This is a genomic window from Eudoraea chungangensis (assembly GCF_029360665.1).
Classification (GTDB): domain Bacteria; phylum Bacteroidota; class Bacteroidia; order Flavobacteriales; family Flavobacteriaceae; genus Eudoraea; species Eudoraea chungangensis.
The window spans coordinates 204,148-217,259 of sequence record NZ_JARDUB010000004.1 but is presented as its reverse complement, the minus strand read 5'-3'; the positions used below and the strand labels follow the sequence as shown (position 1 = coordinate 217,259).

Genomic DNA, 13,112 nt, shown 5'->3' with positions numbered 1-13,112 from the left:
ACTAACTATTTTTGTCTTCTAACCATCGCGAGAAATCTTTTTTACATTCTGAGTCGGTAAGTGGATATAGGCCAATTATTGCCTGTCCTTCTCCCACCCTTTGCATAACAAACTCTTCGTAAAGTGTCATTTTTACGCATTCCTCTGCCACCTCCTCAACCAATTTATGGGGTATAATTATGACACCGTCATCGTCTCCAACCACCATATCTCCCGGAAAAACTGCTACATCTCCACAACCAATAGGAACATTTATATCAATAGCCTGATGAAGAGTTAAATTAGTTGGAGCCGAGGGCTTTTTATGATAGGATGGCAGGGCTAAGGAAGCAATTTCTGCCGAATCCCTGAGACCACCATCTGTGACTATTCCTGCAGCTCCTCTAATCATCAGTCGAGTAACTAGAATAGATCCAGCAGATGCAGCGCGGGCGTCTTTTCTGCTGTCAATGACCATTACATGACCTTTGGGGCATTGCTCTACGGCGATGCGTTGGGGATGCTTGGGGTCCTGGAATACTGTAATGGGATTCAAATCTTCACGGGCGGGTATGTACCGTAGGGTATAAGCTTCGCCAACCATATTGTCTCTTCCTTTTTTTAAAGGTCGTACATCCTGTATAAACTGGTTTTTAAGCCCTTTCTTAAAGAGACATGTGGCGATGGTTGCCGTACTGACCGAGCTTAATTTTTTTCTTGTTGTATCTGAGATGGAAGTCATATTATACTGTTTGGTAACTTACTAGGCGTTTGCCCATTTAGCACGTAAAAAAGAAAGGTCTTTTTTCATTTGATTGAAGACTTCCTTTTTATCCATTGAAATAGTAGAAGCTCCATGCTCCGCTCCTCCCAAATCGTATTCTAGGTGCAGGGAAACAGGTACTTTAATTTTGTATTTTTTTAGTAAGGAAAAATAGTTCGTAAAATCTACCATACCCTCACCAAGCGGTACGTTTATAGGTTTCCATTTGCCATCTACTTTACCCCATTTAAAATCCTTAATAACGATAGATCTTATCAACGGAGCAACCAGTTTTAAACCGAGTTCCCAACTGCCACCTCCCTCTGCCACAGCGTGCCTAATATCATATTGGCACCCCATGAATTTATTGTTTTCATTATCTAGAATGGGCGGCAGGTCCCAAATAGGCGCACCAACGTGCTTGCCGGTATGGTTTTGATATCCACCGATTAATCCTAATTCTTTGTTTACAATAGCTAGGTTACGGAACTGCTGATTGAAGATTGCCTGACTTGCTACTATATTCTTATCCTCCGGATATTTTAACCAACCTGTTCGATAATGTGTGAAGTTTAATTTGCTGGCAGTTTCTAAAATTTGAAGCTGTACTGGATTAGTTGAATCCACTACATTGGTTGTCATGAGTTTAGGAGCTAATCCAAATTTCTTCATCGCGTCTACCGCCTTGGGTAAATCATCCGTTACTCTATCGGGTAAAACATGTCCTTTTGGACGTACAGTCAAATCAAGTCCGTTAAAACCCATCTCGGCTGCGGCCTCCGACATATCCTTAAAACCTAGAAACTGTAGGTGTTTCGAAAATAGGTATACCTCTATGTCCTGAGACGGAGGTGTTAAGGTACTATATACGGTGTTTTCAAACCCCATAAGAGGAACAGCCGCCAAAGTTGCGGCGGATAATTTCATAAATCTTCTTCTGTTGTAATCGGCCTTAGTCATTTACTTCTGTGGTTAGTTCTAGAGAATATTTACTGCTTTTTGTCTTAAAAATTTGTTAGTCTTACAAATATAAGTATTTTTGGTTAACCAAACTGGTAAACCAATTTTAAATATAATATGGCAAATAATAATTATATAGTCATCCTTGTTGGAGTGTGCGGTACAGGTAAGAGCGTTGTAGGTCAGAAATTAGCACAAAGACTGGAAGTTCCATTCTTTGATGTTGACAGACCTTTTATGGAAAATGATATTTCGGATGGAAACCTACCGCCGGATATAGATTTAGAAAAATGGTTGACTTCCGTCGAGGAATTGATAGTGAGGGAATCGACTCTAAAGGGTTGTGTAGTTTCATGTTCGATATTGAAGAAAGAACATCGTCAAAGGTTAACTGCAAATATTGACCATCCACTAGATTGGGTATTTATGAACGATACTTTTGAAAATGCTGCCCAGCGATTAAAAATAAATAGTGCTTCTGATCGACCCGTTTCAGCACTTAAATCGGATTTTGAAACACTTGAAATCCCAAAGTGGGCCTTGACTATTGATATGACTTACTCGGAAGAAGAAATTGTAGATACCATCTTAAAATATATGGCCAGAAAATACTGGTAACCATAAGTTGTAATGAGTTTATTATTCTATAATGTTAGAAAATTTTGAAATGATAAAAAGATATTTCGTGCTACTAAGCATAATTTTGTTATTATTTTCTTGTGATAACAAACAGGGTTCCAAAAGTATATATGTAAAAGATATTACTGAATTGAACAGTGCTATTGACAATGCAACTCCTGGAACTGAAATTGTTATGGCTAATGGCTATTGGAAGGATGTTGAAATCCGATTACTCGGTTATGGAACGAAACAAGCGCCAATAACCTTAAAAGCAGAGACTCCCGGGAAGGTATTTATTGTAGGACAATCCGATTTGAAACTAGGGGGGGAGTACCTGAAGGTTAATGGCTTATTCTTCACTGGAGGTTCATCTCCTTCCGAAGCAGTTATCGAATTCGCAATTAACCAAGATACGGTGGCCAACCATTCGCGGATAACCGATTGTGTGATAATAGATTTCAATAAATCACAAAGAAACTACGCAGATCTATGGGTGCAGTTTAAGGGTCGCCATAATGAATTAGATCACTGCTACCTAGCTGGAAAATCTAATAGAGGACCTACCATCAGGGTTGATTTGGCAGGAAATAAAAATATAAAGAATTACCATAAAATAAGATACAATTATTTTGGACCGCGACCACCGAAAGGTGGGCCAAGTGCAGAGACCATTCAGCTTGGAAACAGTTTTACTTCCATGGCACCTAGTTATACCTTGGTGGCCAATAATTTTTTTGAAAGATGTAATGGTGAAGTTGAGGTTATTTCAAGTAAAACAAATTTTAATGAGTTCCGGAATAATATTTTTTACAAAAGTGAAGGCTCGCTGGTTACGAGACATGGGAACTATTGTATAATTGATAGTAACTACTTTATAGGAGATACCGAATCTGAGCAAATAGGCGGTGTACGTTTAATCGGGACTGGGCATTGGGTAACCAATAATTATTTCTATAATCTAAAAGGAAAGGTTTTCAGAAGTCCGCTTGCTGTGATGAACGGAATTCCAAAATCCCCATTGAATCGGTACATACAGGTGACGGATGTCGTTGTGGCGTATAATTCTTGGATTAATTGCACATCGCCTTGGCAATTTGGTGTGGGTTCTAATGTTGATCAAAGAGATGTGTTGCCGGCTTCCGAAATCCGCTCAGAAAGGCCCATTCGGACTATTGTAGCGAATAATCTTATTTATAATGAACATGCAGATGAACAACCCGTAGTTGCGCACGATTCGTTAGACGGTATCACTTTTAAGAGCAATTTGATAAATAATCAGGGGACATTCTTCCGACACGAATCAGCATTTAAGCAAGAGGATTTTTCTCTTTTTACACTAGAGGATAAAATTTTAATCCCAACAAATGATCAACCAAATATGGAAACATATAATGGTTTTGAATTCGAATTGATTTCACAAGATCTCTTCGGCAACTCACGGGAGAAGAATGCCGTCGGAGCCGTTGTGGGAGTACCAGAAAAACAGACTAATGTTATGGATACCTCCCAATATGGCCCAGGATGGTACCCACTGTCGACTACTGTGAATAATAGTGCCAATAATCTTTATGCAGGCTCCACCTCAGAACTGGAATTGGCAATAGAGAATGCTGCCATTGGTGATACAATCCTTTTGACAGCTGACCGATATGAGCTAAACTCAGTATTAAAAATTGGTAAGAAAATAACCATAGCTTCTTCAGACAAGAGTAATAAGGCTATCCTGAGGTATACCGGAAAAGCAGAAACTCCTGCATTCGAAATGAATCCAAAAGGTGAACTCACCTTAGTAGCCGTTATACTAGAAGGGAATGGGGAGAACTTCGCATTTGCCCCGCTTAGAGAAAATATGTCTAGTCTGTACAATTTAGAGGTAGTAGATTCTAAAATAGTAAACTTTGACTATGTCCTGAAAGGATACAAATTTGCTTTTTCAGAATACATTACAATGAAGTCTACGGAACTGCTAAATTGTAATAATGGTCTTGAGCTCTCCCAGGAAAATGACGACCGAGGCGATTATAATGCGGAAAACATAATAATTTCCGATTGTTATTTTGAAGGGATTCCTAAAAATGTAATCGATTATTATCGAGGGGGTTACGATGAGTCTACGGTGGGAGGGAATCTGGAAGTGACAAATTCTACCTTCACAAAATGTGGAACTCGAAAAGAAAATGGAATTCTGCTCAATACCTATGGGATTATAAATGTTAGTCTATATAACAATAAATTTATAGATAATAGGGTCAAATTGGTGGCACGTTTATGGGGTGCCAAGAACAATATACACTCCAATAATATTATTGAAAATTCTGGAGAATTAATAGTTGAGGAAAATCTACCACTTAAGTTAATGTATTAGAAAATATGCCTAAAAAAGTAATCACATTTGGGGAAGTAATGATGCGTTTGTCCCCACCAGGCTATAAAAAATTTTCGCAGGCCACTTCTTTCGAGCTCGTATACGGCGGAGGGGAGGCAAATGTGGCCATATCCTGTGCCTATCTTGGAATGAAGGCAGCCCATGTTACGCGTTTTCCTGATAATGCCTTAGGAAAAGCGGCCACCCAGTTTTTACGTAAACATTGGCTAAGCACGGAACATGTTATTTATGGTGACAATATGTTGGGAAAGTATTTTCTTGAAAAAGGCGCCGTTCACAGACCTAGCGAAGTAATATATGAACGAGAAGGATCCTCTTTTTCCTTGATAAAGCCTTCCATGTTAGATTGGGAAGATGTACTTAAAGATGCCGACTGGTTTCATTGGACCGGAATTACGCCGGCCATTTCGGAAGGGGCTTATTTAAGTTGTTTAGAAGCCATAAAAACAGCAAATAAATTAGGTATTATGGTTTCAGGAGACATCAATTCTCGAAATAATATGTGGAAGTACGGAAAAAAAATGCAAGAGGTAATTCCTACCTTGGTAGAGCACTGTGATGTAGTGATTAGCAGTAGCAGAGGTATTCGTGAAATGTTCGGCCTAGGTGAACCGAAAGATAAGTTTCAGGATTTGGCCATAGCGCTCATCAACCTTTTTCCCAATGTCAGGAAAGTGATTAAAAAAACAAGAAGAACCTTGAGTGCTTCCCATAACCAAATACAAGGGAAGATGTGGAACGGGGAAGCGTATATTAAAAGTGACATGCTTAATATTACGCACATCATAGACCGCGTTGGTACCGGGGATGCCTTTGCCGCGGGTCTAATTTATGGTCTGTTACACTATGACGACAAACAGGCCTTGGCTTTTGCTTCCGCCGCCTGTGCCCTCAAACATACAGTTCCAGGGGATGTAAATATGGTTTCCTTGGATAATGTAAAAAATTTGATGGATGGAGATACTTCCGGAGCAATAAAAAGATAGTCTACGAAAAATAGTATGCCTCTTTTTATTATTAGCTTAAGCCAATAATTGGTTTATAAAATCCTTGATCATGGATAATTTGTAATACTGTAGATCGATTTTATGTTAAAAATTTGCTAATCAAATTTATATATGTATTTTTGGTAAACCAAACTGGTAAACCAATTATTATAAATAAAAAGAGCTTTTTCAAAAGCTAACACAGGACCATTCCTACATTAACATGTGATTAATACAGACTGTAAAATGAATTATAAATCAACTTTAATACATTATTTGTTCTGCGGAGTGGCAGTTTTATTTTTAAATAGTTGCGGCGATGGAAGTAATAAACAAAATGTTGAAAAAGCCGATGGGAGTACTACTGTCGCAAAAAAAGCAAATGATATTATTCCCTTTTTTCAACACTGGAATTTGATTTTAGGGGACGGCTCTAATGTTGGTAAGGCAACAGATTATGAAAACAAAGATTTCTTTTACACTGCCAGTGATGAGAAGGCTGACTGGGTAGTATTTAAAACACCTAATGCGGGAAATACTCATGGCACTTCCAATAATACAAGAACTGAACTGGCCCAATTAAAAAAGTGGACACCGCTAACGGAGGCCAAAATGAACGCTACGCTAAAAGTAATGCAGGTATCCGCTACAGGAGATGCAAGGGTGGCGGCTACGTACTCTGTTGTAGTTGGCCAAATTCATAGTGCAGATGGCCACGAAAATGAACCATTAAAAATATTTTATAAAAAATTCCCTGGTCATACCAAAGGTTCCGTCTTCTGGCATTATGAAATCAATACTGCCGGGGATGATAACTCCCGTAGATGGGATTATTCGTATCCTGTTTGGGGCTATGACTTTTCTGTAGTAGGGACGGAGGCAGATACGTATCCGCCAGAACCACAGGATGGGATTGCTTTAGGTGAAGAATTCAGTTATCAGGTTGAGATTAAAGATGGAATGATGTATCTAACTTTTACTAGCGAAGGTCATGAAACCAAAACATTTACTAAAAATCTCATTTCTTCTGAATATACGGAACGCTCAAACATACCAGAACAGGTTAAGAAATTATTTGTACCTATTGGTCAGGATGGATTAGAACGTAAAACGGCATATGCCGATGAGGGCTTATTTTTTAAATTGGGAACCTATAACCAAACGAACGGTAAAGATCCTAAAGTAAACAGAGTCTGGTGTTCTGGGGCCGAAACCCATGGGGGTGATATTGAAAAACAATATGCAGATGGGAATTATGCGGAAGTTTGGTTTAAAGAGGCAAATATTACAATCAGCGAGGACGCTATATCCAATGGCGGGTATTTTCAAGCGAATGATGGCTTGAGCGCCAAAACGGTCTATCCTAATGAGGTGATTCCATTTATGGATAAGTTTAAAATATGGATGGGAGACGGGACTGAGGTTGAAGATATCAGCAACTACGAACATAAAGATTTTTTCTATACCGTTATTGACGGTACAAGGCGCTGGGTGGTCTATAAAACTCCAAATTCAGGAGTAACTACGAAAAACTCTAGCAATACAAGAACTGAATTGCATGAAAAAAGAGATTGGACGCCAGAACAAGGGGGTAAATTAACCGGGACCTGCAAGGTAATGCAAGTTTCTGTTTCCGGTGATGCCAGGGTTCCGGCTTCTTTTGCAACGGTTATTGGCCAAATTCACAGTGGTGAAGGACATGAAAATGAGCCATTAAAGATATTTTATAAAAAATTTCCAGGCCATAATAAAGGATCTGTATTTTGGAACTATGAAATCAATACCGCAGATAATGATAATTCTGGAAGGTGGGACTTTTCCACCGCAGTATGGGGAAATGATTTGTCGGTTGTTGGGACGGGGCCAAATGTCTATCCTCCGGAACCGGAAGATGGTATAGAATTGGGGGAAGAATTTAGTTATGAGGTAAATGTATACGAGGGTATCATGTATCTTACATTCTCCAGTGAAGGACATAAGACCAGAACCTTTACTAAAAACCTTATCGTCTCCGAGTTTCAGGAAAAATCGGATCTACCCGCTCAAGTGCAGCAACTCTTTGTGCCTATTGGGCAAGATGGAACCGAACGTGCAACGGCCTATAGTGGAGAACTCGGATATTTTAAACAAGGGGCGTATAACCAAACCAACGGCAAAAGCCCTAAAACAAATATGGTTTGGTCTACGGGTGCAGAAACTTATAATGGTGATATCACCAAGCAGTATGAGAATGGCTGTTATACCGAAGTATGGTTTAGAGAAGCGACAGTAGGTCCTGGTACGAAACCTAATATATAATGATCTTAGAATTTGTCTAATTATTCGATGAAAAGATGAAGCATAATATTTCAGGCAGGACGGGCATTTGGCAGAGGTCTGTTGGTAAGTGCTAGCAATTAAGTTGCAGGAAAGGGTAGAATAGTATTAAAGAGTATGACATATTGGGAGACCAGTATCTTAGTAACAAGGGTAGAGAAAAAACATAATAAATTAAAGAGCGGTAGGCAGGATTGTTAATAGACAGGTCCTGAAAATTTCAAATAGAAAAGACAGTTAAATTATGCAAAGATTTAGTGAAAAGTATATTACTTCAAAAGAATTAGAGTGGGAAGAACTTGGAGGAGGAGTATCGAGAAAATTTTTAGGCTATGATAACCAAATCATGATGGTAAAAGTGAAGTTCCAGCAAGGAGCATTGGGCGCTCCTCACCAACACTTTCACACCCAAGCTACCTATTGCGTTTCCGGAAAGTTTGAATTTGAAATTGATGGTGAAAAGAAAATTGTTGAAGCAGGAGATGGGGTTTACATTGAACCTAATTTATTGCATAGTGCAGTCTGTTTGGAAGAAGGGATGTTAATTGACACATTTAGCCCGGTAAGAGAAGATTTTTTAAGTGGTGAGGCGGTATCTTACTTTAAAGATAAATAGGATCGAAACAAAAATAGCTGCACCCAGGTAGATTCTTCTAGGAAAACCTAATGAGTGCAGGATTGGAAAAAAAAGCTTTATCTAGAGAATATGAACATTAAATTAACCGGAAAAAACGTACTTATTACTGCGGGTGCTCAGGGAATTGGGGAGGCAATCACCAAACACCTTATTGATAGTGGCGCCAATGTTGCCATTCACTATTTTTCCAGTTCCGATACGGCAGAGCAATTGACCTCTTATGCTATTAGTAAAGGACAAAAAGCGGTGGCTATTGGAGGAGATTTAACAAAAGAAGCTGATGCAAATATTTTGGTTGAACAAACGGTGGCAGCGTTTGGAGGATTAGACATATTGATTAACAACGCCGGTTCACTTGTGGCACGAAGAATGTTAAGTGAAATGACATTGGAATTCTGGCAAAAGGTAATGGATATCAACCTCACTTCTATGATGTTTGTTACTAGAGCTGCCGTTTCACATCTGGCAAAAAATGAGAACAGCAGTATTGTTAATTTGGCATCGCTTGCCGGGCGCAAGGGAGGACATCCAGGTTCGTTGGTCTATTCCACCAGCAAGGGTGCCATACTAACATTTACCAGGGCGCTTTCCTCAGAGTTGGGTCCAAAGGGAATACGGGTCAACGCAGTTACTCCTGGTCTTATCTTGGGTACTTCCTTCCATAATACCCATACAACGGAAGAATCAGCGGCAGAGACAACAGCGAATATTCCTATTAAACGGGCCGGTAATGCAGATGATGTGGCAAGAGCGGTTTTATATTTGGCGTCAGAATATGATGGCTTTATTTCAGGCGCTACCCTTGATATCAATGGCGGTGTTTATAACATGTAACCGCGAACGAAAAAGAATGTCATGTGCTCATTTTCAAAACTTTAATAGCCGAGAATGTTAAATTTTTAATTAAATTTTTTTTAACGAAGAAATAACATATATTTGGTAAACCAATTTGGTAAACCAGTGTGGTGAACCAATAAATACATGAATTAACAATTAACTAATAAACAAACTGAACGATCTTATGAAACTAGTTCCCATATAAACAAAAAAAAGGACAGGTGCACGCCTATCCTTTTAAATTTTATTACTTCATTTTGGAAGGAAGTAATACTCAATACATGTTATACTTTACTATAAACATATTTTCAAAAATAGCAAAATTTGCTGACTTTCCATGAAAATTGTTTTTAGTTGGAGTTGAAAATCGATAAAGTTACTTACAACTTCTATCAAGGTATATTTTTATATATCGACTAAACTTTACTACTAATAATAAAACGATGACAAATGAAATTTAAAACGTACTTGGCCTTAATTGGATTGCTGGTTTTTAGCATTCCGTTAATGGCTCAAAATGAATTTACCGTATCGGGTACGGTAGTGTCTGCCTCGGATGATGTTCCAATTCCTGGCGTAAATATTGTTGTGACGAACACGACGAGGGGGGTGCAGACAGATTTTGATGGTAATTACTCTATCAGTGTTACAAGTGGCGAATCATTAACATTTTCGTATATCGGATTTGCTTCACAGACCATTGCAATTACTAATCAAACTGCAGTTAACATAAGCTTGGAGGAAGACACCTCAGAGCTTGATGAAGTAATTGTAATTGGTTATGGTACCCGTAAGAAATCATCTTTGACGGGTGCTGTTGCCAAGGTAGACGGAAGTGATATCGCGGCAATACAAGCCACTCGGGTGGATGACGCCTTAGGTGGAAAGTTGCCTGGTGTTTTGATTCAACAGCAGGATGGTTCTCCTGGTGCTGCTCCAAAAATTCAGGTTAGGGCAGCCTCCTCTATTAGTGGAGATTCTAACCCATTAATTGTTGTGGATGGTTATCCAATTTCTGGAGATCTATCAACAGTTAATCCAAACGACATTGAGAGTTTAGAAGTGCTAAAAGATGCTGCATCGGCTGCCATCTACGGTTCTAGGGGTGCCAATGGGGTTATTTTGGTAACCACAAAAAAAGGAAGAACAGGGAAAGCTAGTTTTTCCTACAATAATTTTACTAGTTTCTCTAGTAAATACCGTAAAAATATTCTTAAATCAGGTCCAGAATGGGCTGCTATTTCAAGAAATGAGATTGCCGCAGGAAATTGGGATCTTTCACAAATAGATCCAGAATTTGTGGAATACAGATTAAACGCTTACGAAAATTCGCCTGGTGCCATAAGTCCGGAAGATTGGTTATTTCGAAATGGTAGTTCAACGAGTCACGACTTTAGTGTAACTGGAGGAAGCGATGATGTAAACTACTTTGCATCCGTTGGCTATCAAAATACAAAAGGAATAATGATCACCGAAAGTTTTGAAAGGATGAATGCTCGGGCAAATATTGAGGCAAAATTGGGTAAGAAGTTCAAGACAGGAATAAGTCTTAATGGATTTACATCCAATAGAAAGATACTTGGTCATGACATGCGAGATTTATTAAGAGCTTATGGTGTACATCCGGTTTACCACACGGAAGAGTCTATTGCATTTGTTCAGCAGCTAGATCAAGAGGCACAAGCTCTTGGCCTGGCACCATTCGACAATGGTTACAGAGGATCAACTTATGAAGCGAGCAGTATTTATGAGTTAGAGCCAGGGATGTCGGCACAAGACTGGCATTATGGAAGAGCAAATAATGGTATTGGAGGGTCTGGAGATGCAGGTCCCGCGACTAAACTGGATAATACAGATCGTTGGCAAAAAACATATTACGCCAATGTTAACACTTTTTTGCAATATGAATTTATTGACGGCTTCAATATAAAAACCGTATTAGGGGGAGATATTACGGACACACAATTCTATCAGCATAGACTACTTGGATTTGACTCCAGGGCTAGAACCAGTCAGACTTATATGGATCAAACAGATTTAAAAGTAAGCACTGTTGTAAGTGAGACTACTTTAAATTTTGCCAAAACATATGGTAAACATGATATTTCGGCTGTTGGTGGGATTGAATTTCAAACTACCAAATTAAATGGAACTGCTTTGAATGCCGTTAATGTACCAGATACGGACATTCAAAATTTCAATTTATTTGATCCGGCGGATATTACCGTTACAGAAAGAGATGAGACTAGGGTAAGGGAAAGTCTTTTTGGAAGAGTTAACTATGCCTATGATAATCGATTCTTATTTTCTTTTTCCCTTAGAAGAGATGGAGATTCCCGTTTTGGAGAGAATAATAGGTATGAAACATTCCCGGCGCTTTCGGCAGGTTGGAATATACATAATGAGTCTTGGTACAACTCTGATGCCATCAGTTTAATAAAGCCACGATTTAGTACAGGGTCTTTAGGAACCACATCATTTTTAGGTTCTTACGATGCACTTAGTCTACTAGAGCCGCAAGCAACTATTTATGGAACAGGATTCTTAATTCCGTCGAATGTGGCTAATCCAGATTTGACATGGCAAACCAATACAGAGAGAAACTACGGGATTGATTTAGGCTTTGCCAGTAACCGTGTGCGATTAAGTGTAGACTATTATACTTCGGACGTTGAGGATATGTTGATTAATCAAAGTGTTTCTGAGGTACTTGGTACTACTTCAATAGTCTTGAATTCAGGGGATGTAAGAAGCTCAGGTGTAGAATTTGACTTGAATACAACAATATTCAGTAAGGAGAATTTTACATGGAGCCTGGGAGCTAACCTATCAACCGTAAATACAGAAATAACAGATTTGGGTGGTCTAGAAGAATTACCTCAAACGATTTATGGCCAAAGTGGTAGAGGTCCTGTATTTAGAAATTATGTAGGTGGAGAAATTGGAGAAATGTGGGGATTGGAGACCATTGGAGATGTTGAAATGATCTATTTAGAAGATGGTACAAGACATCCAAACAATACCACTGGAGAATCCTATGTGGTTGATCAAAATGGAGATGGTGTTATTGACAATACAAAAAGTGTAGAGGATGGCGGAGATTTGGTAAAAATAGGTCAAAATACTCCTGATTTTTACTGGGGATTGAATAGTTCAATAAAATTACATGATTTTGATATGTCCTTCCAATTCCAGGGATCTCACGGAGGTGAGGTCTATAACATAGACCCACTTTATTATGAGTCACAATGGAGTGGAAGACTGGTAGATACTTTCGATGTTAACGATGACGGTATTGCGGATAACAATGGAGAGTTTTACATAGGGAACAGAAGGCAAACAGACGCTATGATACAAGATGCTTCTTACGTAGCGCTGAGAAATTTAACAATAGGTTATACACTTGATCCGGATGTAATAAACAAGATAGGCATTAATTCTGTACGACTATACGTTGCAGCCACTAACTTATTATATCTGTGGGGCAGTAATTATACCTCTTATAACCCTGAAGGTGTTGAGATTACAAATGGTGGTTATTTGGGTCCAACTACCTACGGAGTACAGGTTGGTGCAAGCCCTATTGCTCGAAGCTATACGTTTGGTTTAAATGTTAATTTTTAAATA

At 38.9% G+C, this 13,112-nt stretch carries 9 protein-coding genes; 7 read left to right on the top strand and 2 right to left on the bottom strand.

Features of this window, described 5'->3' with window-relative positions; all coding sequences use genetic code 11:
* Position 1: 1 nt before the first annotated feature.
* Together PXG98_RS10940 and PXG98_RS10935 are read right to left on the bottom strand one after the other, a co-directional pair.
* Entirely contained in the window at positions 2–721 is a 720-nt protein-coding gene (locus PXG98_RS10940; protein ID WP_276391057.1) for a ribonuclease activity regulator RraA, read from the bottom strand.
* A gap of 21 nt (positions 722–742) precedes the next feature.
* Entirely contained in the window at positions 743–1,702 is a 960-nt protein-coding gene (locus tag PXG98_RS10935; protein ID WP_276391055.1) for a sugar phosphate isomerase/epimerase family protein, read from the bottom strand.
* Between the two features lie 117 nt (positions 1,703–1,819).
* Here PXG98_RS10935 and PXG98_RS10930 point away from each other — a divergent pair, with 117 nt between their 5' ends.
* The 7 genes from PXG98_RS10930 to PXG98_RS10895 all read left to right on the top strand — a co-directional run bounded on the left by PXG98_RS10930 (position 1,820) and on the right by PXG98_RS10895 (position 13,109).
* Entirely contained in the window at positions 1,820–2,320 is a 501-nt protein-coding gene (locus tag PXG98_RS10930; protein ID WP_276391053.1) for a shikimate kinase, read from the top strand.
* Positions 2,321–2,351: 31 nt separating this feature from the next.
* Positions 2,352–4,688 (top strand): chondroitinase-B domain-containing protein, encoded by a 2,337-nt coding sequence (locus PXG98_RS10925; protein ID WP_338150240.1) that lies wholly within the window; start codon positions 2,352–2,354, stop codon positions 4,686–4,688.
* A 5-nt stretch (positions 4,689–4,693) separates the two neighbouring features.
* Complete coding sequence (locus tag PXG98_RS10920) at positions 4,694–5,695, top strand: sugar kinase (RefSeq protein ID WP_276391049.1); 1,002 nt, start codon at positions 4,694–4,696, stop codon at positions 5,693–5,695.
* A 246-nt stretch (positions 5,696–5,941) separates the two neighbouring features.
* Positions 5,942–7,993 (top strand): polysaccharide lyase family 7 protein, encoded by a 2,052-nt coding sequence (locus PXG98_RS16485; RefSeq protein ID WP_338150239.1) that lies wholly within the window; start codon positions 5,942–5,944, stop codon positions 7,991–7,993.
* A gap of 262 nt (positions 7,994–8,255) precedes the next feature.
* Positions 8,256–8,627, top strand: a complete 372-nt coding sequence (locus PXG98_RS10905) for a cupin domain-containing protein (protein WP_276391047.1) — start codon at positions 8,256–8,258, stop codon at positions 8,625–8,627.
* 90 nt (positions 8,628–8,717) lie between these two features.
* A complete protein-coding gene (locus PXG98_RS10900) occupies positions 8,718–9,482 on the top strand; it encodes an SDR family NAD(P)-dependent oxidoreductase (RefSeq protein ID WP_276391046.1) in 765 nt (254 codons plus the stop codon).
* A 453-nt stretch (positions 9,483–9,935) separates the two neighbouring features.
* Complete coding sequence (locus PXG98_RS10895; protein WP_276391044.1) at positions 9,936–13,109, top strand: SusC/RagA family TonB-linked outer membrane protein; 3,174 nt, start codon at positions 9,936–9,938, stop codon at positions 13,107–13,109.
* Positions 13,110–13,112 lie beyond the last annotated feature (3 nt).